At 39.0% G+C, this 24819-nt stretch carries 17 protein-coding genes and 3 pseudogenes; 12 read left to right on the top strand and 8 right to left on the bottom strand.

Features of this window, described 5'->3' with window-relative positions; translation table 11 throughout:
• Positions 1-906: 906 nt before the first annotated feature.
• Positions 907-1941 (bottom strand): hypothetical protein, encoded by a 1035-nt coding sequence (locus FQ087_RS06610; protein ID WP_149579698.1) that lies wholly within the window; start codon positions 1939-1941, stop codon positions 907-909.
• Positions 1942-2039: 98 nt separating this feature from the next.
• Positions 2040-3764 (bottom strand): ABC transporter substrate-binding protein, encoded by a 1725-nt coding sequence (locus tag FQ087_RS06605; protein WP_149579697.1) that lies wholly within the window; start codon positions 3762-3764, stop codon positions 2040-2042.
• A gap of 112 nt (positions 3765-3876) precedes the next feature.
• On the opposite strand from FQ087_RS06605, the gene FQ087_RS06600 reads away from it, so the two are divergent.
• The gene (locus FQ087_RS06600; protein ID WP_149579696.1) at positions 3877-5106 is read left to right on the top strand and encodes an MFS transporter; all 1230 of its coding nucleotides are present in this window, start codon (positions 3877-3879) and stop codon (positions 5104-5106) included.
• Between the two features lie 256 nt (positions 5107-5362).
• On the opposite strand, the gene FQ087_RS06595 is transcribed toward FQ087_RS06600, so the two are convergent.
• The 3 genes from FQ087_RS06595 to selD all read right to left on the bottom strand — a co-directional run bounded on the left by FQ087_RS06595 (position 5363) and on the right by selD (position 9534).
• Entirely contained in the window at positions 5363-6853 is a 1491-nt protein-coding gene (locus FQ087_RS06595; protein ID WP_149579695.1) for a catalase, read from the bottom strand.
• Positions 6854-7404: 551 nt separating this feature from the next.
• On the bottom strand, positions 7405-8454 hold the full coding sequence (gene mnmH, locus FQ087_RS06590) for a tRNA 2-selenouridine(34) synthase MnmH (protein WP_149579694.1): 1050 nt from the start codon (positions 8452-8454) through the stop codon (positions 7405-7407).
• 33 nt (positions 8455-8487) lie between these two features.
• On the bottom strand, positions 8488-9534 hold the full coding sequence (selD, locus tag FQ087_RS06585; RefSeq protein ID WP_370456065.1) for a selenide, water dikinase SelD: 1047 nt from the start codon (positions 9532-9534) through the stop codon (positions 8488-8490).
• A gap of 141 nt (positions 9535-9675) precedes the next feature.
• Here selD and dacB point away from each other — a divergent pair, with 141 nt between their 5' ends.
• Entirely contained in the window at positions 9676-11163 is a 1488-nt protein-coding gene (gene dacB, locus FQ087_RS06580) for a D-alanyl-D-alanine carboxypeptidase/D-alanyl-D-alanine endopeptidase (protein WP_149579692.1), read from the top strand.
• A 334-nt stretch (positions 11164-11497) separates the two neighbouring features.
• On the opposite strand, the pseudogene FQ087_RS22920 reads toward dacB, so the two are convergent.
• Positions 11498-11630: pseudogene (locus tag FQ087_RS22920) on the bottom strand (IS110 family RNA-guided transposase); the annotation flags it as partial.
• Between the two features lie 324 nt (positions 11631-11954).
• Between FQ087_RS22920 and FQ087_RS06570 the strand changes: the two are divergent.
• Together FQ087_RS06570 and ypfJ are read left to right on the top strand one after the other, a co-directional pair.
• Positions 11955-12821, top strand: coding sequence for a mechanosensitive ion channel family protein (locus tag FQ087_RS06570; protein WP_255452280.1), 867 nt, complete (start codon positions 11955-11957; stop codon positions 12819-12821).
• A 198-nt stretch (positions 12822-13019) separates the two neighbouring features.
• A pseudogene (gene ypfJ / locus FQ087_RS06565) lies at positions 13020-13867 on the top strand (KPN_02809 family neutral zinc metallopeptidase).
• Between the two features lie 82 nt (positions 13868-13949).
• Here the strand turns inward: ypfJ and ilvA are convergent.
• Positions 13950-15218 carry a threonine ammonia-lyase IlvA gene (gene ilvA, locus FQ087_RS06560; protein ID WP_149579690.1) on the bottom strand — a complete coding sequence of 423 codons (1269 nt, stop codon included), beginning with the start codon at positions 15216-15218 and terminating at the stop codon, positions 13950-13952.
• Between the two features lie 534 nt (positions 15219-15752).
• Between ilvA and FQ087_RS06555 the strand changes: the two are divergent.
• A pseudogene (locus tag FQ087_RS06555) lies at positions 15753-16521 on the top strand (SDR family NAD(P)-dependent oxidoreductase).
• A 175-nt stretch (positions 16522-16696) separates the two neighbouring features.
• The gene (locus FQ087_RS06550; RefSeq protein WP_149579689.1) at positions 16697-17452 is read left to right on the top strand and encodes an SDR family NAD(P)-dependent oxidoreductase; all 756 of its coding nucleotides are present in this window, start codon (positions 16697-16699) and stop codon (positions 17450-17452) included.
• Positions 17453-17504: 52 nt separating this feature from the next.
• On the opposite strand, the gene FQ087_RS06545 is transcribed toward FQ087_RS06550, so the two are convergent.
• Positions 17505-17927, bottom strand: coding sequence for a MarR family winged helix-turn-helix transcriptional regulator (locus tag FQ087_RS06545; protein WP_149579688.1), 423 nt, complete (start codon positions 17925-17927; stop codon positions 17505-17507).
• A gap of 142 nt (positions 17928-18069) precedes the next feature.
• Here FQ087_RS06545 and FQ087_RS06540 point away from each other — a divergent pair, with 142 nt between their 5' ends.
• The 6 genes from FQ087_RS06540 (at position 18070) to FQ087_RS06515 (ending at position 24789) form a co-directional block, all read left to right on the top strand.
• A complete protein-coding gene (locus FQ087_RS06540; RefSeq protein ID WP_149579687.1) occupies positions 18070-18840 on the top strand; it encodes a DUF2161 domain-containing phosphodiesterase in 771 nt (256 codons plus the stop codon).
• A gap of 83 nt (positions 18841-18923) precedes the next feature.
• Entirely contained in the window at positions 18924-19748 is an 825-nt protein-coding gene (locus tag FQ087_RS06535; protein WP_149579686.1) for a GNAT family N-acetyltransferase, read from the top strand.
• Between the two features lie 245 nt (positions 19749-19993).
• Positions 19994-21697 (top strand): methyl-accepting chemotaxis protein, encoded by a 1704-nt coding sequence (locus FQ087_RS06530; protein ID WP_255452168.1) that lies wholly within the window; start codon positions 19994-19996, stop codon positions 21695-21697.
• Positions 21698-22174: 477 nt separating this feature from the next.
• Positions 22175-23035, top strand: a complete 861-nt coding sequence (locus FQ087_RS06525) for a transporter substrate-binding domain-containing protein (protein WP_149579685.1) — start codon at positions 22175-22177, stop codon at positions 23033-23035.
• A 21-nt stretch (positions 23036-23056) separates the two neighbouring features.
• Entirely contained in the window at positions 23057-23731 is a 675-nt protein-coding gene (locus FQ087_RS06520) for an amino acid ABC transporter permease (RefSeq protein WP_149579684.1), read from the top strand.
• 86 nt (positions 23732-23817) lie between these two features.
• A complete protein-coding gene (locus tag FQ087_RS06515) occupies positions 23818-24789 on the top strand; it encodes a proline dehydrogenase family protein (protein WP_188006723.1) in 972 nt (323 codons plus the stop codon).
• The last annotated feature ends 30 nt before the right edge of the window (positions 24790-24819 follow it).

Genomic DNA, 24819 nt, shown 5'->3' with positions numbered 1-24819 from the left:
AAAATGCAAAAAGAGAGTCTTCTCAGTCGGAAAAACTGAAAGACTCTTTTTTTATGGCTTTGGTGATAGTTGATTAAAAAGGAGTGGATATTCTGTAAAGTGTATATGATTGTACTATTATTTAGGATGAGTGAAAGTATATAAACTAGCATTGCTATATATGTTAAAGTTTTGAATACGGTATATAAAACAGTGTAGGCGCATTACATGGAACAGTGTCTAGGCTTCAGCACCACACGCTTTTCTTATTTGAAATAATATGACTGTTGATTAACCAAAATTAACTAGTAAATAATTTGATTTCCCCTCGCCGATACTTGTGTAGTTGCGCTTTCGGATCGCTTTGGATTAAATGACTTCTATTACGAATCCCTACACATTTTTTTCGGTAATTGTCTGGTTGTCTTCTATCCATCGCTCTCCAAATGCATAAGTACACAGAGTGCCGAATCTTTTTGGGAGGAAAGAATAGCTGTCTTCCTAACTGGAGAAAAGCCGCCAAAGATGCAATTTTGACGGCTGATGCGTTCTCTATGGCTTTTTCTTCTTTATTTTGAAGAAGTGTCACTTTCTATAAGGCATCACATGATTAGATGTATAATCTTTGCTAGAAGTAAGCAAGGAACACATTATACAAAGTACTAGAGTGTCCGAAATTGTATCTTCGGGCACTTACAATTTCTATAGAAAGGCATCTATTCTTTGCTTTCAAACCAATTGTATCTTTCACTTGAACATTGTAGGAAGGCGACAGGCAACAATTCGTAACAGTATTACTAAGAAGGAATGAATTGCAGTTCCTTCTTAAATCTGTCATGAACAGTTAACCGAAAGCGAGCCGGATATGGTCCAGTGAAAATAGAGGTTATTAAACTCTTTTAACCAGTATTTTATGCAAATTAATGGTTAATCAACAGACATGTTGAAATAACTAGCTACTTCTTTTGTTGTTTCTTCAGGTACTTTCAAGCACAGTGGTTCGCCATGTAAGAAATTGAAAACGTTCATGTCACTTGTTTGGAGTGCACCGATTGTCAAACGGGGAACAATTCGTACGTGAACGCGTTCTGATGAATTCTTACTAACAGGAATAAACAAGGCAAGGTTAAAACTTGTGATGCCAATGGATTCAAAGTAATGGAAAAAACCTGTGAGACTTTCTGCGAGATCCTGCCAGTTGCTATCGTTTAATCCATCTAACGAAGAAGTATTTAGCACTCCGATAAAATCAGTATGACTTTTCGGCGCGAAAGCATGAACCCAGTCGATGGAACCCACGGTCGCGATATAGCGCTCATCGATTTCACGCTCGCTTTCTACTAAAGAATCGTAGTAGTTGCTGCCGGTTTCTATGTGAAACTGCTCGCTACTTGCTAATGCTGTTAATTGGTAGTTAGTCGGCATTTCAGAGGCCAGCACATGAATATGTGGATGTAAAATGCTACCGCCTGAAGAGGGTAAGTAGTTCCAGTTGATGGATGCGTAAGCGGTTTCCGGATCTTGGGCGATAACTTTATTCAAATAGCTATGCGCAGCAGAAAAGGAATTGGCAATCATTGCTGTTGTGAACTCATTGAGTTTGACGAAATGCTGATCGCACATACGGACCACCGCATTATGCTTACTGTATGGAAAGAGGTTTGGAAAAACGACGGCTTCGCCTTGAATAATCCTGCCATCTTCGATTAATTCATTCGGAAATTTGGGTGTGAAGGTGTGCACGTTTTCGGGACAGAATGGACATTTATTACCGGAGGTTTGTTTTGCGAGCTCCGAATAGTCAGTTGATGTAAAGGGGGCGCCTGGGTCGAATATAATTCGGGATGTTTCGCCTGTTAGTGGATCCATTCGAATTTCAGTTTTGCGATCAATCAATTTACCATCTTGCATTGGATCATGAAACGTAAAGAACTCTTCTTTTGCTGTGAATGTGATAGACATGAAAATTCCCCCTACTAAATAATAGTGAATGCTATATCAATTCTATCTAAAAATGACGGAAAAGTCAGTATAATTATAGTCGTATTTACGATTACCTACTAAATTCTCTTCCAGATTTTTCGATAATCAATTCTCCCATTACAATCCAAACGTATATTTTCATATGGACTATTTTGGGGTTCAAAAACAGTGTGTGAGCGGTGATTTAAAAAGAGAAGAATATGGTTCGATTTTAAATACGACTCTAATTGAAAATAGGTCTCCCAACGTGTCGTATCATCTCGTAGTTCTTTTATTGTGGTGATTTGTTGATCCACATACGTTTTCATTTCATTATTTAAGCAAGGATAGAGGGTAAGTTTTGAAGATTGACTTGCTGTCAAAATAGATATAAGCCGATCTTCACTTAAGGCAATGCCACCAACAAACAAATCATAGTGCTTGTACAAGCAGTCATTCAGCTGATGTAAGTCGATGAGTTCCACAGTCGATTCGATTCCGTGCAGTGCAAGCTGAGCTTGAAGGAGCAAAGCCTCTCGTTCGTGATTAGCGTCTTTTCGGATTTGCTGAGCCGCAATTCTTAGAACGACATCTGTTTCAAAGTATTCACTTGAAGGATGCAAATTAGCGGACTTCAGCATTGCCGAACGTTCAGTTAAAAAACTGTATGCGACTTCTTCATTTCCAACATCTAAACAAAAATCGGATGGGTTAACGATATTGGAGATGAGTTGCCGGAACTGTTTGTCTTGAATCGGTCCATTCTTGCGACAGTTAAATGTGATATAGTCTGCTCCTTCTTCCTTAATTCGTACTTCATTCCACGTAGCATTCGGTGCATTCAATAGGAGTGGATGTTTCGTTTCATCATGAATTGAGTAAGGGGTTTTGATAATCTCCACGCGGTCTAACCATGGTCGAGTACCGTAATAGTCAGGAAAGACATCTAGACGAACCATATTCTCATCATGATGCACTAATCGGTAGGGACCGCAACCAACAGGATACAGTTTAAAATGTTCATCTTTTTCAATAACTTCAATCGGCACAATGGATGTCTTCATGTTGGATAAGTATCTAGGGAAGAGAAAATCTAGTTTTGTTAGCTGGAAAATAATGATATTTTTGGACGGTGTGTAAATCTGTTTCATATTTTTTATAATTGGATCATTCAAAGGAAACCGCTCAAATGTTGCTTTTACATCATTACTTGTCAACTCTCGACCATTATGGAAACGGACGCTCTTTCTAAGATAAAAGGTCCATTGCATACCATCATCACTGTCCCAGTGGTGAGCGATTCGTGGGAGCAGTTGATGGGTGACATTGTCATATTCCACAAGCCGGTCAAAGATTTGCTGAACCATATGTGCATCATGCCTGGAAAGGATGTATAGCGGATCCAAGATGAGTTTTGTTTCGTAAAATGGATAGCGCATCACATCGATGGATAGTTCAGCCGAGTGTTCTTGTGAGAGGCCCAGATGCTTTTCGAACCACTGTTGAAAGTCAGCTTGTAACTGGCTATCAAACTGCTGAATAATCTGGAATGCATCTTTATAATGTCCGTGTTGAATGTTGTGTTTCGCTTCTTTCAATAGTATCTCTTGGTTGGATTGAAGAACGGTTATCTTTGGCTTTTTGCCTCGACCATTTTGAATTGCCCAATGGATATGCCCTTGTTGATGTAGATACTTTACGACGGTTTTTACATGCCGATCCGAACAGTTGAGCAGCTTTGAAAGGTCTGCGATTGTGGTTTCAGTTTCTGAGTTTTTACGAAAATGTAGTGTAAGTTCTTTCGAGTGTTCAATATATTTCATCTATATACCTCCATTTTAAAAGGTGAACTAAGAAATACTAATCGAACACTTTTTATTCACCTTTATCTATTTTATAGTTTAGCTACAGGTAGAAGCAATAGGGGGACGAAAAATGGCTTTAAAAGCGATAGAAAGCACGACAACAGATCAGGCACTTTGGAAAAACAAAAATTTTATGCTCATTTGGGGTGGCTCTATCATATCTAGCTTTGGCTATCAAATGTACATTATCGCGATTCCATTGCTAATTTATGATTTAAGTCGATCAGCATTGGCAATGAGCATGATGCGAGCGATTGAATTCTTCCCGAATATCTTCATCGGCATGTTGGCTGGTGTATTTGTGGATCGGGTGAACCGAAAACGAATGATGCAATGGACAAGTCTAATTCAGGCGATGTCAATGGTTGGGATGATAGTGCTCCTTTTCTCAGGTCAGCTAGTACTTTGGCATTTATATATCCTTGGATTCATATTATCTTCTGCAGGCTATACGTTCGGCAATGCTCACCATGCCGTTTTGCCGCAAATCGTAATGAAGGAACAGCTTACTTCTGCTAACGCGAAGCTATCCTTTGTAAGTACATTCATCCAGACAATAGGTCCTGGTTTGGCAGGGGCATTGCTAGTAGCCTTTTCCTATACGTCTACATTGGCAGTGTATATGCTCTGCTTAATTATTTTATTTATGTGCGTTTCTGTATTTCAACCGCCGGCAACTATTGTCATGGAGCGAAAGAAAACCACTATCGTGCAAGATATAAAAGAGGGCATAGATGAATTATTTCGTAATAAAACCTTGTTAACTCCGACAATTACAGTCTTATTCATGAACTTTGCTTCAAGTCTAGTGATCGGCGTTCTTGTCTTTTATGTAACCGACCAACTTGGCGCTACAGCACAGCAAGTTGGATTGATGTATACCATTTCGGCAATTGGGGGAATTGTAGGGGCGGCAGTTATAAGTCATATACGGAAAAAGTTTGGTCGTGGAAATATTTATACGTTCTGTCTACTATTTGACGTGGCCGGCATGGCCTGTCTCATCTTTGCGCAAACATGGTGGGCTATAGGAATGGCACTTGCAATACGTACATTCTCTACAACGATTTCCAACATTGTTTATTTCACGATTAGGCAGGAATTTACACCGAATCATCTGCTTGGACGCGTTGCAGGTACCTCGTCCATGCTTATGAAGCTGACTCTTCCATTCGGTCTTTTTATCGCGGGATTATGGGCCGAATGGTTTCCAATTCGAATTTTGTTTGGTATTTCTACCTTGATTTTTCTTTTGTTGTTTATTCGTTTATATATTCATCCTTTTAGGAAATTAGAATAGATAAACTGCAAAATGCCTGCACTCAAAGCCTAATGGATGCAGGCGTTTTCATATGAAACAAAAGGTAGGGCTTTATAATAACTAATAGGTACTAAAGGGAGGGGAAGTCCTTATTTCGCGTTATAATGGAGTTTTTCGAGGATTTTCAGTTTTAACGACGAATCAACGATTTTCGCGCGATTTCCTCGGAAATACTTGTGATTCAGGGAAATAAAAGGAGCAGCGAATTTCGCTGCTCCTTCAGTATGGAAAATGCTTATTTTGCTTCGAATGTTGCTGCTGCTTCTACTTCGCTCCAAGCAATACCGAGTGCAGCGGCTACGCCTAGTCCGTAAGCCGGGTCAGCTTTATAACAGTGAGCAATATGACGAAGTTGGATATGTCTGTCAACGCCATTCATATTACGTCCCGTATTTTCGAACAATACTTGTTGTTGTTCTTGCGTCATTAAGTTAAAGAGTTTACCAGGCTGTTCGAAGTAATTATCGTCATCTTCTCTGAAGTTCCATTGGTCTGCTGCCCCGAAAATATCTAGAGCTGGTTCTTTATATTTCGGTTGTTCTTGCCATTCACCATAGCTGTTCGGCTCGTAATGAAGAGTACTTCCAAGATTACCATCGGTACGCATTGCGCCGTCACGGTGAAAACTATGAACTGGGCATTTCGGTTTGTTGACTGGAATTTGGTGATGGTTCACACCTAAACGATAGCGTTGTGCATCTCCATATGAGAAGAGGCGTCCTTGTAACATTTTGTCTGGTGAGAAACTGATACCCGGAACAACGTTTGCAGGTGTAAAAGCAGCTTGCTCTACTTCTGCAAAATAGTTATCAGGATTACGGTTTAATTCCCATTCTCCTACTTCGATAAGAGGGAAGTCTTTTTTATACCATACTTTTGTTAAGTCAAACGGGTTATATGGCATGTTGTTAGCCTCTTCTTCTGTCATTACTTGAATGAACATTTTCCATTTCGGGAAGTTCCCATTTTCGATATTCTCATATAGATCGCGTTGATGGCTTTCACGGTCTTTGCCGACAACGGCCTCTGCTTCCTGATCAGTCAAGTTTTCAATTCCTTGCTGTGAATGCATGTGGAATTTCACCCAAACGCGCTCGTTTTCAGCATTGATCATACTAAAGGTATGGCTTCCGAAACCATGCATACTTCTGTATGAACTTGGAAGTCCACGGTCACTCATAACAATCGTTACTTGGTGAAGTGCTTCAGGAAGTGATGACCAGAAGTCCCAGTTGTTATTGGCGCTACGCATATTTGTACGTGGATCACGTTTAACAGCATGGTTCAAGTCTGGGAATTTCATTGGATCCCTAAAGAAGAACACAGGTGTGTTATTTCCGACGAGGTCCCAGTTACCCTCTTCCGTATAATATCTCATTGAAAATCCGCGGATATCTCGTTCTGCGTCAGCTCCACCACGTTCACCGGCAACTGTTGAAAAACGAACGAACATATCTGTTTTTTTACCGATTTCCGAGAAGACTTTTGCTTTTGTATATTTTGAAATATCATGAGTTACGGTAAATGAACCATACGCAGCTGTTCCTTTAGCATGCATACGGCGTTCAGGAATAACCTCGCGATCAAAATGCGCAAGCTTCTCCAAAAGCCAAACATCTTGTAATAGTATTGGCCCTCTAGGCCCAGCAGTCATTGAGTTTTGATTATCCACAACTGGAGCACCAGCGGCAGTTGTTAATTTTCTGTTATTGTCTTTTTCTATCATAAATGTTCACTCCCTAGATTGTTTTAATTACTACATGATAATCATACTAAAAAAGAAACAATATATCTACTAATATCCACTATATAATTTGAATGAATGATTCTATTGAATACTGCTTACACGCTTAGGACATTGTCTATCACTGTGAGGCGCTTACGCTGAGAACACATACGATCTTCAAAAATCCAATCTATATAGCAAAAATAATTCTTGTTTGAAGGCTACCTAGCTCTTGATTATTCTCAGCACTCGCTTCACTAATTCTAATTGTAGTGGGATGGTCAATGTACATGTATTCTCAATTAGAGATAAAATGGGCTCTTGTAGTTTGAAAAACTGTACTTAAACTAGGAATAGAGCTTAATTGCTAGAAGACCTCTTCAAGCATTAGTCTCCCTTTATACTAACCCTTAATGACGGAAAAGTCAGTATATTTTTTCGGTTACTAAAGTTAGAATTACTTTTGAGAGAACTCTACAATTACAAGTATCTCTGCAATGAAAAACTGCCTGAGCAGTCGACAAAAAGATCGATTGTTCAGGCAGTTAGTTTTATGATAAAGGTAGAAGTTTCATTCGTGATATAGTTTGAAGAACTTTTTGGAATGCGTCCTCTACATTTATTGCCTCAATGTCTATCTTCTGTAATTCGGAATTTTGATCACCAGAATATCTATATCTTGGATCATAATAGTATTCAAGGAGCAACTTGACTGCCAATCCAAACTCACCATTCTCCAAATGCGTTTCTATCAACTTGGCAATGGGTGTATGTAAACGTTTTTCAATTAACTGAAAGGCCTCTTTGAAGCGTTCCGGGTTGTTCCATGGTTCATAGTCTGATAGAACAATATTAACCCGTTCCTCAATCGGGAGATGAATGACGATTTGCATCCCAATTTCCTTTTTCTCATAAATAAATTGCGGTAAACTTACTTTACCAATTCGTCTACTTTCGCCTTCGATGAAAACATGTGGCTCCGTTTTAAATCGTTCTAATTCATGAATGAGTAACGAGTCAAATTTCTTTTGATTACTGGGCTCAAGACCAATTTGTCCGAAAATAGATCCACGATGACCTGCAATGTTCTCGAAGTCAATAACAGGGTAGCCAGTGTCTGCTAGACGCTTCAAAATCTCGGTTTTACCTGTACCTGTATTGCCGTTCAATACAATGAAGTCTGGAGAAAATTCTTCTTTTTCCAATTCATGAACAACCCATTGGCGATAAGAACGGACTCCGCCAGTCAAACGAGTGGTATAGATGCCCATTAAATCGAGGACGGTCGCTGCAGTTTTGCTGCGCATGCCGCCACGCCAGCAGAATACCGTCATTGGCGTTTCAATAAGTTTGAAAGCACGAATAAAATCCGGCAACTTCTTCGCAAAGATTTCAAGTCCTCTTTCCTTTGCAACATCTTGTCCAACTTGTTTATAAAGCGTTCCAATTTCTGCGCGTTCCTCATCATTGAAAACAGGGATGTTAATGCTTCCAGGAATCGTCGCCTCATTAAACTCTTTAGGAGAACGAACATCAATGAATGTATGTGGACCTTTTTCTTGTAATGCAAGTATATCTTCCAACATTAAATCGCGGAACATCCAATTCACCTTCTAACCAAAGATCACATCATTTTATTCGACAATGATACGGCCTTTATTTTCTTCTGTTACTTCGCCGATTATCCGGGCGTCAACGCCTTTTTGTTGAAGTTCATCCAACAGTTTACCTGACTGGTCTTCTGGCACCGCTATAAGTAAGCCACCTGATGTCACAGCATCACATAAAATCCATCGATCGGTTTGGTCCATTGTTTCAGCGTAAGTAACCACTCCCGCTACGTGGGCGAAATTGTTTTTTGTTCCGCCAGGTACTTTGCCGGCATCTGCAAGTTCTTTTGTACGAGGGAGGATCGGTACTTGGTCAGCAATGATGCGAATGCCCACGCCGCTTGCTTTCGCTATTTCAGAAGCATGTCCTAGCAATCCAAAGCCAGTTACGTCTGTTGCGGCATGGACATCGTATGTAGCCATTGTTTCTGCTGCTGTTTTATTAAGTGTAGTCATAACTTTCGTTACATAGACAATTTCATCTTCGGATAATAAACCATTTTTCAATGATGTTGTGTAGATACCCACGCCGATTGGTTTTGTTAAAAGTAACTTATCGCCTGGTTGTGCACCCGCATTTGTTCGTACTTTTTCGGGATGGACAGTTCCAGTAACTGCAAGACCAAATTTTGGTTCTTGATCATCTATTGAATGACCACCGACAAGTGTTACGCCTGCTTCCTTTAATTTATCACCGGAACCACGAAGAATTTCTGTGAGGATTTTTTTATCCAAAGTAGCGATTGGGAAAGCGACGATGTTTAGCGCTGTAATCGGAGTTCCACCCATTGCGTAGATGTCACTGATTGCATTTGTAGCAGCGATTTGACCGAAATCGTATGGGTCATCGACAATTGGTGTGAAAAAGTCAAGTGTCTGCACCATTGCTATTTCATCAGTCAGCTTATAAACACCTGCATCATCACTCGTATCGAGGCCAACGAGCAAGTTAGGATTTGGAGAAGCGAGTGGTAGGCTGCTTAATACATCGGCCAAATCAGCAGGACCGATTTTGCAGCCGCAACCACCTTTTGTTGTAAGGGTAGTTAATTTTACTGACTCAGTGTTCATCATTGTATATCCACCTTTCGTTTGAAAATCTATTTATTATCTTAACACAGCAACGAAATACACTTGTCATTGAATGTTCTTGCGTTCTATCGTTTGTGGTAGAATATTCATAGTCTACACAATTTTGGAGGGGGCAATGGTTTGATACAGAGAAAAATAGCATTATCGTTATTGTCGGTTTTATTGTTGATTGGAACGCTTTTCACTACGTTTGCTGAACAATCAACTGTTTATGCAACTTCAACGTATGAGAATTTGGAAGAAACCATTAATATAATTATGACGGATGGTAGAATGCAGAAAGGGACGAGTAGTGTTACTGTGCGCAAAGCTTCGACTGGGGAAATTGTTTACCAGAAACACGGTGATAAAGGAATTACACCCGCGTCCACGTTGAAAATATTAACTGCAGCGGCAGCACTTGAGACACTTGGCGAAGATTATCGTTTCACGACAGATGTATTAACGAATGGCAAAGTAACAAATGGAACATTGGATGGGAATCTGTATCTCCGTGGGACAGGCGATCCTACATTATTGAAAAAAGACTTTGACAATTTCGCTTCAAAGCTGTCTGCTCTTGGGGTGAAAAAGATTTCAGGTGATCTTGTGGGGGATGACACGTGGTTTGATACAATCCGTCTATCACCAGGTATTGATAAAAATGATGAATCGTATTATTATGCAGCTCAGATTTCAGCAGTGACTGTATCTCCGAATACAGATTATGATGCCGGCACAGTCATTGTAGATGCAAAGCCAGCTGCCCGCGGGAAAGCAGCAAAAGTAATAATAACTCCAGAAACAGGCGTTGTTCGAGTGGTCAATCGTTCAAAGACAGTTCCTAAAGGGACTAAAAACACGTTGAAGATTGAACGTCAATATGGAACAAATAATATTGTCATTACTGGAAATGCTCCGATTGGATCCTCTGGCAGAAAGGAGTGGATTACTGTGTCCAATCCAACTGCCTATGCACTTGATATATTCAAAAAGGCATTACTAGCTAAAGGTATAAAATTTGTTCCTTCGTCTAAAGCAGTGCGCGGAAAAACGCTAGCAGAATCCAAAATTCTCGTTTCAAAAAGTTCCATGCCATTGAAAAGCTTAATGAGGCCTTTTATGAAGTTAAGTAATAACTCACATGCGGAAGTATTGGCGAAAGCTATGGGGAAAACGAAGTATGGAGATGGTAGTTGGGATGCTGGGTTACAAGTGATGCGTGACTATGCCGAGTCTGTCGGATTAAATGTAAACGAGTGGATGTTTGAAGATGCATCCGGTATGTCACATGCGAACAAAGTGACGTCTGCCCAACTCACTGAGTTATTGTATGAGGTACGAACGGCTCCTTGGTACGGATCGTTTGCTCAAGGGCTACCAGTTGCCGGTGCACCGGACAGATTTATCGGAGGTACGCTCAGAAACCGCATGAAAACAGGAACTGCTAAAGGGAATGTCGTTGCGAAAACGGGAAGTCTAACAAATGTCAGTGCTTTGGCAGGTTATGCCCAAACAAAAGACGGGGAAACCCTTATTTTCAGTGTACTAACTCAGGATCAAAAATCTAGTACGATTCCTGTTCTTGACCGTATTGCAACGGCTATAACAAATGCGGAAATAAATTAATAGTAAAAATTTGAGCATCAGATTTAGTTTGATGCTTTATTTAATTGTTGCGGGATCTATATTGATTAGCATGTTGACCTACTCCCATAAACTACTTATTCCGTTTGATTATCCCCTGGCTACTACTTGTATAGTTGCGCTTTTAGATCGCTTTCTTTCGTCCAGTAAAGTGGTTTTCTGAACTTTATTTACGCGTATTGTTTATATAAGTTGCGAAGAGTAGAGATCTAACGATATAAGTTATTTGCATATACTAAATAAATCTGGTGTTTTTTAATTTTTCCACTAGGTGTCTACGTATGATAAAATATTGATACGAATATGAGTTGGTGGCTAACCTGTAATCATAGTTCATATTGTGTAACGAGAAAGAAGATTGTCTTCGATAACTTGGTTACACATGCGATGGAGGCGACCTTATGACATTTGTTATAGGGTTGTTTTTTCAGTTTGTCGTAATAGTCAATAGATAGATGAATTAAATCGTTCGTCTTTACACAAAAAATTAGTAATTGTTAAATTGATTCACCTAAAAAAGATGACAATGGAAAAAACTTTTATGAGTGTAACAAGATCTTATAGGAAGAACAAAAGTACAAGCGCAAATTCAGGGGTTATGAAATATCACATTTCGAAGGTTATCCGCATGCATAGAATTTCATAACTTCCTACACAATGAGTATATCCCTTGGCATTCGTGTCTAGGGTTTTTTATGCGGTTATGTTAGACGTAATGTATAATAAACTGAGAGAGAAAAATCTAGTAAATGAGGAAAAGGAACTTGATTATTATGAATATGTTTTTAGATACAATAAAAGATTTTATTGCTTATGATTTTTCGGATGTTCGATTGTATTTTATTTCATTAATGTTAACAATTATTTTCACCTATTTACTTTTAGTTGTATTCAGGAAAATCATGCAACAACTATTCAAGCGGACAACTATATTAGAAGAGAAAAAGAAAGAAACAATTGAAAGTGTTGTGAAAAACACATCCAGGTACATATTTGCTGTCATTATTATAGTCGCAGCGATTAAGCCGTTTGTGGGAGATTTGAAAGAAGTCATTGTTGCAGGGGGAATCATCGCTGCTGTTATTGGGTTCGGTGCCCAAAAACTGATTAATGATCTTATAAGTGGTGTTTTCATTATTTTTGAGGGTACGATTAAACGAGGAGACTTTATAAACGTCAACGGGGAACTGGAAGGCGGAACGGTTGAGGAATTAGGGTTTAGGATTGTCAAGATTCGTTTGATAAACGGGAAATTATTGACCATTTCTAATGGGGAAATTAGAAAAATGGTTAATGGTTCTGTTGAAAAAAGACGGATTTTTGAAAGCCTAATTGTTTCATTCAATCAAGATCCTGGAATCGTTCGCGTGTTGCTCCAAGAAGTTTGCGATGAGCTAAACGAAAAACAATTAACCTATTTGCAAGTGGATACATTGACTGGAGATTACGTGGAAAAGTATGAAGTTTATGGCTTACATTCTCTCGACACAAGTCCATTTGGATATAAGTTTTCCATTGTTGCCACCGTTAATGATACGGATTATTTAGTAGCTTCTTTGGAAGCCAAAAAAATATTGGCTCAAAAACTCTATGATAATAAGGTTAAAATGGCAGAGCAATTGATAAATAAAGGGTATTAAAGCTGAATATGATATATAATTTTACACCTTTTTCAAAAAAAATGAGCCCTTTTTCGGGAAATAGTGGAACTAAAAGTGGCATCGCAACTGCGGTGTTTTTTTATATCATTTTTACTTCCCGGATATTTGGTATAGCAAGAAACAGATAGGTACAATCTGTGTATTCCATGCAAAATTCAGAAGTCAGGAGGAAATTGAATGGAGTTTAAAGGTAGAAAGAAAAGTACGAACGTTGAAGATCGAAGGGGTAAAGGAAAGGGAGGGGTAGATTAGCTGGCGGTGGAATCGGCGGTTTACTTCTTATTCTTATTGTCACCTTTCTTGGAGGGGATCTAGGCGAAGTTTTGAATGGCTCACAAGAAACAGATTTGGGTATCTCGGTTCCTTTTGAAGAAACGGCTGAAGAAAAGGAACTTGCGGAATTTGTGTCAGTAGTGCTTGCAGATACCGAAGTTGTTTGGACAAAATTGTTCCGTGAACAAGGTTTGGAGTACGAGGAACCCATCCTTGTGTTATATACAAATAGCGTTCAATCTGCATGTGGGACAGCTGGGTCATCCGTCGGACCGTTTTATTGTCCCGGCGATCACAAATTATACATTGACTTAAGTTTTTATAAGGAACTTCAAGACAAGTTTCAAGCTCCCGGTGATTTTGCAATGGCCTATGTAGTTGCGCATGAGGTGGGGCACCATGTACAAACCCTTTTAGGGATCAATGAGCAAGTGAATTCCCTCCGTCCAAAACTGAGTGAAGAAGAGTTCAATAAATATTCAGTACGGCTCGAATTACAGGCAGATTATTTTGCCGGCGTATGGGCAAAAAAGCAGAAAGATTTGGATTTTCTTGAAGAAGGTGATCTGGAGGAAGCGATTACCGCAGCGAGCGCTGTTGGTGATGACCGCATTCAGGAACAAACCCAAGGATATATCGTCCCCGATAGCTTTACACACGGGACTTCTGAGCAAAGGAAACGGTGGTTCATAAAAGGGTTCGAAAACGGAACCATTGAGGGTGGGGATACATTTACAGCAAGCGGACTGTAAAAAAAGAAGAACCTCCTCTTATTTACAGTCAAAAAGTCATGCTTAGGGCTTAAACGCCATAAGCATGACTTTTTGAAAGAGATTAGATAAGTAAATCAAATAACGTACTATCATTGTTAACTTCTTTAAAGGAGAAGCCGCATTGATGCATGCGTTGAATAAGTCCTTCGTAATCTGATTTTTTCTTCATTTCAATACCAACAAGTCCAGGACCACTTTCCTTGTTGTTTTTCTTCGTATATTCAAATGTAGTAATATCGTCGTCAGGTCCCAGTACTTCATCCAAAAATTGGCGTAACGCACCCGAGCGCTGTGGGAAGTTGACTATGAAATAATAGAGAAGACCTTCATAAATCAATGATTTTTCTTTGATTTCCTGCATTCGACCAATATCATTATTCCCGCCACTAATGACACAAACGACGGATTTACCTTTGATTTCATCTTTATAAAAATCCAAGGCAGCGATAGATAATGCCCCTGCTGGTTCAACGATAATTGCATGTTGGTTATATAATTCCAAGATGGACGTACACACTTTACCTTCTGGAACAAGAACGATATCTTCAAGGTATTTGCGGCAAATTTCAAAGGTATATTGACCGGCACTTTGTACAGCTGCACCATCAACAAACTTATCGATGGTATCTAATGTGGTTACTTCATTATTATCTAATGCTGCTTTCATACTAGCCGCACCTTCAGGCTCTACACCAATCATACGAGTATGCGGTGACACATTTTTGATGTACGTACTTAAACCAGATATAAGACCGCCACCGCCAATACTGGCAAAGACATAATCAACAGGTTCCTCAATGTCATTCATGATTTCAACCGCGACTGTTCCTTGTCCAGCAATGACATCGTAATCGTCAAAAGGGTGAATGAAAATTCGGTCTTCAGCATTCGCACATTCGACTGCTGAAGCGGATGAATCGTCAAATGTATCGCCTACTAAGATAACTTCTACAAAGTTCCGTCCAAACATTTTTACTTGATTAATTTTTTGTTTCGGAGTCGTCTGCGGCATGAATATTTTTGCGTCAATTCCTAGATGTGCACATGCAAAAGCGACTCCTTGTGCATGATTACCCGCACTGGCACAGACGACACCCTTTTCAAGTGCAGCTGCTTCTATTGTTTTGATTTTATAATAGGCACCCCGTAATTTAAAGGAACGGACATGTTGTAAATCTTCCCTTTTAACATAGACTCGACAATCATATTTTTCTGACAGTCGTTCATTCTTTTGCAAAGGAGTATGTGCGACTACATCTTTTAGTAATTGATTGGCAATCAGTATATCCTCAACTTGAATTCTAGTTGGTTCCGTCGTTGTTAGATTCATAGTAATCTTAGCACCCCCATATTATGTTGATTATTTTTCTATACTAACATGATAGTGGGAGAATAAATACATGAATGTTTGTAATTATGAGTTAATTGTGAAGAAAATGAGAACGGACTGTCTTGTGAAGTTTAAATAAGATTAATGGAGTAGGGTGGACATTATCATTTCCCAGTCACCAAGTATTGGAATAGGCCTGTCTGTTTATATTGTGATTTTTTTCCCATACTGTACTTAACGTCTTGCCTGAGAATTTGTTGAAGACAGTAATACCAAAATGCCCATTGTTGTTCAATAAATCAATAGCCATAGTGACAATATAAGCTCTATTCCACCCCGAAATAAGCATGCTTACCCATTACCATGTAACGGATTCACGATAAAAAGATAAATAACACACTCCTTTTTATACTACTCCCATAGGTGCATATTTGTAACTATAGTTTTCGAGATCAAAAACTTCCACTTCATATATTTTAATGTTAAAGTATATTTGGTAGTAAATATAAATTAGGAATTGATTGGGATAATATCGTGGGAAGAGTACAAAATAAAGTGGCGTTAGTATCTGGCGGGGCATCAGGTATCGAATTGTCTGCCGCTACACTTCTTGCAAAAGTAGGCGCAAAACAGGTTGCACAAAGTATTCAAAACGAAGGCGGCGAAGCGTTAGCTGTATTTTTGGATGCTGGGAATGAACAATCGATTAAAGGTGCGATTGATTTTCACTGTTGAACAGTTTGGTACAATTACAATCCTCTATAACAATGTTGGATCGACAAATTTACAAAAAGATTTAGATGTCGTGAATATCGATTTAGATGAGTGGGACCGTTTAATGAACGTGAATGCGAAAAGTATTTTCTTGGAGCCGCTATGCAATTCCACATATGCAAAAAGCGGGCGGTGGCTCAATTATTAATACTGCATCAAAGTCTGCTTTTGCGGGTGATAAAATCCGTTCAGCTTATGGCGCATCGAAGGCTGCTGTCGTTAATTTGACAAAATACATCGCAACGCAATACTGAAAAGACAATATTCGTTGCAATGGAGTCGATCCGGGGTTAATTTTAACACCAGCTGCCCAAAAAAATGTCTCCAGAACTACTTGATTTTTTTCGGAAAATACAACGCATTGCCATACCAAGGTGAAGCGGACGATATCGGAAATACCGTTTTGTTTTTAGCTTCTGTTGAATCCAAGTTTATCACTGGTCAAACGATTCTAGTTGAGGGTGATCACTACTTAAGTAACCCGACTATTTCTGACTTTCAGCAGTTGATGACACAAGTGAAATCGTAAGAATCTATATTTCGAACCAATGAATACCTATAGAAACTAAGTGAAGGCGAATTACAAGAGGTAGCCTTCTCTTTGTGCCTGAGGGAATTCAATTGAATTCTTTACATCAGCTTGTATGGTAAGCGATACATTAAAAAATAGGTAACAATAGACATCATAAGAGAGGAAATGATCAATTATGAAACTTCAAGACAAAGTTGCAATTATTACTGGCGGAGCCGGAGGTATCGGCAAAGGAATGGCGACTGCATTCGTAAAAGAGGGTGCTAAAGTTGTAATCGTCGATTTGAATGGGGAATTAGGGGAACAGGCAATAAAGGAATTGCAAGTCTATCAACCAGAAGCGTTTTTCATCCAAGCGAATTTAGCTGAGCATGATAAACTGTCGGATATTGTGAAACAAACCGTCGAGAGATTTGGTAAGTTGGATATTTTAGTGAACAATGCACACGCGTCGACAAATAAGCCATTTGAAGAGACGACGCAAGCGGATCTTGACTTATCGTTCAATACAGGATTCTATCCGACATTCTATCTCATGCAGGCTGCACTACCTTATTTAAAAGAAACTAAAGGGAAAATTATTAACTTCGCTTCAGGAGCAGGCATAAACGGAGACGCTAACCAGGCTTCCTACGCTGCGGCAAAAGAAGCAATCCGAGCGATCACACGTGTTACCGCGAATGAATTTGGTCAATTCGGCATTAATGTCAACTTGATTGCACCACTTGCAAATTCACCTGGGATTCAGCAATGGGCGAAAGAACAGCCTGAAGCTTTTGAAACAATGATATCTAAGATTCCGTTACGCCGACTTGGTGAACTGGAAAATGATATTGGACGAGCTGCTGTATTCTTGGCAAGTGCCGATTCTGACTACATTACTGGGCAAACAATAATGGTGGATGGCGGAATTACTAAACTTAGGTAAATCAACTAATTGAACGCAAAAAAGAGCATCTCATAGAGAAGATGCTCTTTTTTCATTTTAATGAATGATTCAACTTTTCATAAATGGAGAGTAACGATTTCTGTTCCGTTTCTGTTAAGTGTGAAAAAACTTCCTGATGGTGATTTCGACCGTCTCTTTGTGCTTTATCGAGTAAGTCTTCCCCTTTTTTCGTGATCGCCCAATAGGTGATTCGCCGGTCAGTATCGTCCTTCCGACGTGTAATCAACTCCCTGTTTGAAAGTTTTGTTGAAAGATGCGTTAGGGATGCAGGGGTGAAATTTAGAATACGGGCAAGATCGGAAGGCCGACTTTCCCCGTTTATCCGTAATTCATGCAAGGCAAGAATATGTGACACACCCAAATCATAACTCGTTTGCTGCCGCCACTTTAACTGCATTTTATGTGTCACTTGTTCCATCGTATGTAATAGTTCGAAAATCGTTTGAGTAGACATGATAATCCCCATCCTTTTCCCATAATGCACCCAAAAAATTTTCTATCTTTTCTCTCATGACTAGTGTACCACCATTATGACGAATTTTGGAGTGGTAGTTTCAATCAATTATGTATATCATCATAATGAGGTGAAGATTGACATGCAAGACAAAGAAACCAAGCGATATGAAGTCGATTTATATAAACCGGTAAAAGACTTATTTACTCAACAAGGGTATGATGTCCATGGTGAAGTAAATGAGTGCGACGTTGCAGCTTTAAAAGAGCAAGAACTGGTCCTCATTGAATTGAAATTGTCACTTTCTATTGATCTTTTAATCCAAGCTACAAAAAGACAGAGATTGACAAATCAGGTATTTGTCGCGATTCCTAAACCCAAACTCAACTTTCGTTCAAAAAAGTGGAAAGATAGTTGTCATTTGTTGAGAAGACTGGAATTAGGACTCATCCTCGTTTCATTCTTAGAAGACGACGCGCGGGCAGAAATAGTATTTCATCCTTCGTCCTTTGATCGGAAGAAAAGCATGCAGCGCAGTAAGAAAAAAAAGAATGCTATGTTGACTGAAATGGTAGGTAGACTTGGAGACTATAATGTCGGCGGAAGCAGACAGACCAAAATAATGACAACCTATAAAGAAAACTGTATTCATATAGCTTGCTGCCTTCTGCAATCGGGGCCATTATCGCCAAAATCCTTGCGTGAGTTGGGGACAGGAGAAAAAACCTTGACGATTTTAAATAAAAACTATTATGGATGGTTTGATAGAATTCAAAAAGGAATATATATGATTAGTGACAGTGGGAAAAGTGAGTTGCACTCATTTCCGGATCTCTTTAACCATTATCGTGAGGTAGTAAGAGAAACGTCGGGTGCACACTTTGACATACATGACGCTGAGGATAATATGTAAAGGAGTGAACCTGCACTACGTGTTATTATTGAACTAGGCATTTAGAGATCAAACGCGAAAAGCCTTTGAATTGGGGGATTTTTATGTTAAAAGAAAGTCAATTAATTGCTATTAAACAGCTTCAAAAAGAATGTGAAAAAGCGGACAATATTCAATTGAAACTAAATTGGGAGATGCTTCGTGAGAGAGAAGGAAGAAAAATGGATTTCTTTCATGAAGTGAATGGAGAACTTGTCGCTTATTTAGCTTTATTTGGTTTTGGAACTACTGTTGAAGTATGTGGAATGGTAAAACCGAAAGAAAGAAGAAAGGGCTATTTTACCAAGCTTTGGCAAGAAGCGTTGGTATCAATCGAGCAATATGACTTTAGTACACAATTATTGAATACACCATCTTCATCCACCTCAGCTAAGGAATGGTTATCCTCCCGCTCATATTCGTATGCGTTTTCAGAATATCAGATGCGTTGGTTAGAACAACCGATAGAAGCGAGTGATGACGTTCTTATACGTAAAACAAAACCAAGTGATGCAAATCTCGAAGTGAAACTTGATGTTCTTGCTTTTGGAATGGATGAAGACGACGCTCGTACTCATTTGGAACGTATAAAAGAAAGACATGATGAACAATTCCTAATGATTGAAGCAGACAACCGAACTGTTGGTAAACTTCGTGTCAATCGGATTGACGGTGAAGCATGGATTTACGGATTCGCCATCTTACCCGAATTTCAAGGGAGAGGATACGGTAGGAAAGTACTCCGTAATATTGTGAAAAGTGAGCATGAAGCCGGCAATCAAATTTGTCTTGAGGTGGAAGCTAAAAATGCTCGCGCACTCATTCTTTATGAATCAGTCGGTTTTGTAAAGGTGCAAGGCCAGGATTATTATAAAAAGAATAGAAACTAGGCAGAACTAATAAAACCTGAAACGACAAATCGAAAAAGAATAATACGATGCTAGAAATAGTGGGTCGTATTATTTTTTTAGTTGTCAAAGTTGAAGGATTTATAAAAATACTCTACTAATATAGCTATAAAAGTAGAAAGTTGTCTAATTAGATGCGAATATGAGAAATGGCCTATGCCTAACGGGCTTTTTTTTTGTTCAATTATAGAGTATTATAGACTAGTAGAATGGTAGGGGGAAAAACATTGAGAAATACACTTACAGTACAATTGGGAACAATTATTGTTGGCATCATGGTTGCAATGTTAGCGATTACGTCCATCGCGACATATAAAACAGCTTATGAAAAATTATATGATGCCGCGGGTGTTGAAGCGTATGGTTGTGCGAGTATTACAACAGGTTTGATACGGCCGGAAGATGTGGAGAAAATGCTTGAAGGCGATCGTAAAACAATGGATAAGGTCGGTCAACAGCTGAACTGGACACTTGATCACAAAGCTATTTTTGAGACACAATACATCATTGATTTAGATGGTAAAATTCTAGCACTTGATGACCATTTAAGTAATAAAGGGCTTGAGCCAGGAGATTCTGTTCCGGTCGATAAACAAGCGCTTGCAATGCTTTTGGAAATGAAGCATTCGACTTACACGGAACTCTATGAATTTGCAGACGTGAATCGCCTATCTGGCTATGCTCCCATATTTGAAAATCATGACCCAAATGGAGAAATCATCGCAATCAGCGTTATCGATTTTGATGGTTCAATTGTAGCCGAAAGAACATGGGATGTTGTTCGGAAAGGAATTTTAATCAGCCTGATTCCGATGATCATTGCTTCGATCATTACAATCGTGCTTATCAGACGTAAAACAAAGTCGATTTCTGTTTTAATCGCACACGCGAAGGAAATTGCAGATGGAAATCTTGGCATCAAAGATACAGTTGTAACGAGTAAAGATGAGGTTGGAGATCTCGGACGCACATTGAACTTGATGACTGCAAATTTGCGCAATATGATTGGCACAGTGAAAACAACATCTGTTCAATTGACAAAAAACTCGCTTGATACAACTGCTTCATTGAATGAAATGCAGATGGCCATTCATCAAGTAGCGCACAATATGAGCGAAACGGTCGCCTCTATCTCAGATGGGACAATCAATGCGGAGCATGCATCAACAATCTTGTCTTCTCTTGCGAATGATCTTCAGCATTCAAAAGAGAAAGCTGAACTAAGCGTAGGGAACTCTAAACGAACAATGAAAATCGCAGAAGAAGGTCAGCAAAGCGTAAATGACATCAGTAATGATATGGAGAAAATCAGATTATCCTCAAGTGAAGCAGGAGGTACAATAAAAAATCTGATTGAATCGACTACGAAAATTCAAAACATAACTAGTTCAATTGCAGGGATTGCTGCCCAAACGAATTTACTTGCGCTGAATGCATCGATTGAAGCTGCGCGTGCAGGTGAGCATGGAAAAGGATTTGCGGTCGTTGCGGAAGAAGTACGGAAACTTGCGGAACAATCGAATAAAGAAGTTCTCGAAGTAGAAAAGCTTGTGCAAGATATTACAGAAAGTATCGGCCGAGTGGTTTCTTCAACATCGGAAAGCACAAAACTTATCGAATCAGGGACGGAAACTGTTCGTTTGACTGCAACTTCCTTAAGCAATATTTCAAGTGCTGTCTCAGAAACGGTTAAGGAAATCGATTTGATTTCAGAGTTAACAACAGCTGAAGCAGAAAGTTCCAATCGCGTAGTTGAGCTTATCGATCACCTCACGCAATCAATTCATTCAATTGAAGATATGTCTAACAACATTTCAGCAGCAACAGAGCAAACATCAGCCTCGATAGAAGAAGTTGCAACACGTTCCACTGAAATGAGTGATATGGCAAGAAATCTCGAAAAACTTGTCGGGCAGTTCAAATTGGAGTAACGAATAACGAAAACCCGCAAAAGCTACTTGCTTTTTGCGGGTTTTTCATATTGTAAACATAGGTAATAGTGCTATTTTCTAGTGACTTATGGGTATCGATCTCCTCGACGATAGACACATATTTGCAAATAAAAAAGGGGATGTTAAAGCAGGAGTGAATACCTGAAAGTATTTGTACTCTTGAAGTCGCGTTTTCACCTACCGTTTCTTATGAAAATCCATTGAATGAAATACGAATCAGTTTTTTAATGCTCTTTAATTTGAGTGCTCTCAATATCCCTATTTTCTAGGGAAATATAAAATAAATTATAGTAACTATACAACAGTTGCATAAATTTCGGTTTTTATTAGCAGGTATATTCTGAATTATACGTGTTTCTTATTTGTCGGTAAAAGGGTTACATCTTCTCTCGGGATACATTATAATTTTCAGTGAACAATTATTTGTAAAATACTAACTTCAAAAGGAGAATCTCAATGGTAAAAGAATTTCATCTCGGTAAAATCATCCAGTCTCTATTGCTATTCTCGGTGATATTCGTTCTAGCTGCTTGTGGCACTAGTAGTGATACAAAAAAAGATAGCGATGCTAAAATTTCTAGTTGGGAGGGCATTCAGAAAAAAGGTGAAATCGTTGTTGCAACGTCAGGAACGCTTTATCCGGCATCTTTCCATGACAGCGAAAGCGAAGAACTGACGGGTTATGAAGTTGAAATTATGAACGAGCTAGGAAAGCGTCTGAAACTGGACATCAGATACGTTGAAATTGGCCTAGACGGAATGCTTACTTCGTTGAACAGTGGGCAAGTTGATCTAGCAGTGAATGATATTGAAATCACGCCAGAGCGGGAAGAGAAGTTCACTTTTTCTGATCCTTATAAATATTCATTCGGAACAGCAATTGTCCGTAAATCGGATCATTCAGGTATTGAATCACTTGAAGATTTGAAAGGGAAAAAAGCTGCCGGGGCCGCAACTTCGGTTTATATGCAAGTTGGGCGTGACCACGGGGTTGAAGAGGTAATTTATGATAATGTTACAAACGATGTATATTTACGTGATGTGGCAATCGGGCGTACCGATGTAATATTAAATGATTACTATTTACAAAAGCTTGCGCTGGAAGCATTTCCAGAGTTTGAAATCATGATTCATCCGGATATCAAGTATCATCCAAATGTCCAAGCAATCATCATGAAAAAAGACAATGACGAACTGCTCAAGCAAGTGAACACTGTACTTGCTGACATGCACGCGGATGGAACAATTTCGGAATTATCGAAGAAGTTCTTTGGTGGGGAAGATGTCTCAGTTGAACAAGACTATGATTTTGAATAAAACGAAAAGGCGGCTTGTAATGTGAGCGAAATTGAATGGCAACATATTTTCGATTTACAGCTTGCCATCGAGTCATTCCCGTATATTTTGCAAGGGATTGGTTATACCATACTCATTTCTTTTGGAGGTATGGCGTTCGGGCTGATACTCGGCTTCTTCCTGGCACTTGGTAGAACGTCAAAATTAAGCCTATTTAGATGGCCAGCACGTATTTTCATATCCTATATGCGGGGTACACCGATGCTTGTATTCCTTTTTTTGCTGTATTTCGGATTACCAAACATCGGTATTCAGTTTTCAGCCGTCACAGCCGCTTTAATAGGCTTCAGCCTCCATTCTTCGGCTTATATGGCCGAGATTATCCGATCGTCGCTAAATGCGGTCGATAAGGGCCAATGGGAAGCTGCTACCGCTTTAGGGATGTCCTATTGGCAGTCACTACTTTTTGTGATTTTACCGCAAACAACAAGGATTTCAATTCCTCCGTTATCGAACGTTTTGCTGGATCTGATCAAAGCCTCCTCATTGGCTGCGATGATTACTGTACCCGATTTGTTTCAACGCGCAAAAATCGTTGGAGGCAGGGAATTTGACTATATGACGGTCTATATTTTGGTGGGACTTATCTATTGGGGGATTTGTCTGCTGGTCGAAGTGTGGCAAAACTATCTGGAGAAACGCTCTACTTACAATTAATTTTTTTTATCAAACTTTCATTTCGTTAAAAGTACGGTCATGTGATATAATTAAAGTGTAAATATAATCAATATTGAGGAGCATGTATCATGTTAAAAGATTTCTTTATCGGGTTATCCCAAAACCAGCTTTTGAATAGTGCGGCTAAAAAGTACGGCTTGAAAATGGGCGCACAAAACGTTGTAGCAGGTACGAATGTAGCAGAAACGATTCAAAGCATTAAAGAGCTTAATGCCCACGGAATTTCTTGTACGGTAGATAATCTTGGAGAATTTGTTTTTGAAAAAGAGGAAGCATTAGCAGCAAAAAAACAAATTCTTGAAGTAATCGAAGCTATACATGAACATGGTGTCGATGCTCACATTTCACTAAAACCGTCACAACTTGGTTTAGATATAGATATTGATTTTTGTTTAGAAAACTTAAAAGAAATAGCTGCTAAAGCGAAAAGTTACGAAATTTTCATCAATTTCGATATGGAAGACCATGCTCGTTTGCAACCATCGTTTGATCTCCTCGATGAGTTATCTAAGGACTATGACAACATCGGAACGGTTATTCAAGCTTATTTCTTCCGTGCAGTAGAAGATATTCAAAAATACAAAAATTTCCGTTTGCGTATTGTAAAAGGTGCTTATAAAGAGACTGAAACATATGCTTATCAAGATAAAAAAGAAATCGATGAAAACTATATTCAATTGATTGAATGGCATTTATTAAATGGTAAATTCACATCAATCGCAACACATGATCATCATGTCATTAACCATGTAAAACAATTTGTTAAAGACAATGACATTGCGAATGATAAATTTGAGTTCCAAATGCTATACGGTTTCAGAAAAGATATGCAATTGCAATTGGCTAGCGAAGGGTATAATTTCTGTACATACGTTCCTTTCGGAAATGACTGGTACGGTTACTTCATGCGTCGCCTTGCTGAAAGACCACAAAACTTAAATCTTGTTGTTAAGCAAGTATTCAATAAGAAAACAAATACAGTTCTTGGCTTAGCTGTCGGAGCATTCGCTCTTGGAAGAATTACCAAGAAAAAATAAGCGTAAACTAAAAAGGATGTAAAATGAGAA

The sequence above is a fragment of the Sporosarcina sp. ANT_H38 genome (assembly GCF_008369195.1).
Taxonomy (GTDB): Bacteria; Bacillota; Bacilli; order Bacillales_A; family Planococcaceae; genus Sporosarcina.
The sequence above is the reverse complement of the archived record's forward strand: the minus strand, read 5'-3'. Positions and strand labels throughout refer to the sequence as shown.

What these genes read in the sequence shown, in the direction of transcription:
- FQ087_RS06610 (WP_149579698.1), bottom strand. Translation starts at nt 1,941, where the DNA reads ATGTCTATCACATTCACAGCAAAAGAAGAGTTCTTTACGTTTCATGAT.
- FQ087_RS06605 (WP_149579697.1), bottom strand. Translation starts at nt 3,764, where the DNA reads ATGAAATATATTGAACACTCGAAAGAACTTACACTACATTTTCGTAAA.
- FQ087_RS06600 (WP_149579696.1), top strand. Translation starts at nt 3,877, where the DNA reads ATGGCTTTAAAAGCGATAGAAAGCACGACAACAGATCAGGCACTTTGG.
- FQ087_RS06595 (WP_149579695.1), bottom strand. Translation starts at nt 6,853, where the DNA reads ATGATAGAAAAAGACAATAACAGAAAATTAACAACTGCCGCTGGTGCT.
- mnmH (WP_149579694.1), bottom strand. Translation starts at nt 8,454, where the DNA reads ATGTTCCGCGATTTAATGTTGGAAGATATACTTGCATTACAAGAAAAA.
- selD (WP_370456065.1), bottom strand. Translation starts at nt 9,534, where the DNA reads ATGAACACTGAGTCAGTAAAATTAACTACCCTTACAACAAAAGGTGGT.
- FQ087_RS06570 (WP_255452280.1), top strand. Translation starts at nt 11,955, where the DNA reads ATGAATATGTTTTTAGATACAATAAAAGATTTTATTGCTTATGATTTT.
- ilvA (WP_149579690.1), bottom strand. Translation starts at nt 15,218, where the DNA reads ATGAATCTAACAACGACGGAACCAACTAGAATTCAAGTTGAGGATATA.
- FQ087_RS06545 (WP_149579688.1), bottom strand. Translation starts at nt 17,927, where the DNA reads ATGTCTACTCAAACGATTTTCGAACTATTACATACGATGGAACAAGTG.
- FQ087_RS06540 (WP_149579687.1), top strand. Translation starts at nt 18,070, where the DNA reads ATGCAAGACAAAGAAACCAAGCGATATGAAGTCGATTTATATAAACCG.
- FQ087_RS06535 (WP_149579686.1), top strand. Translation starts at nt 18,924, where the DNA reads ATGTTAAAAGAAAGTCAATTAATTGCTATTAAACAGCTTCAAAAAGAA.
- FQ087_RS06525 (WP_149579685.1), top strand. Translation starts at nt 22,175, where the DNA reads ATGGTAAAAGAATTTCATCTCGGTAAAATCATCCAGTCTCTATTGCTA.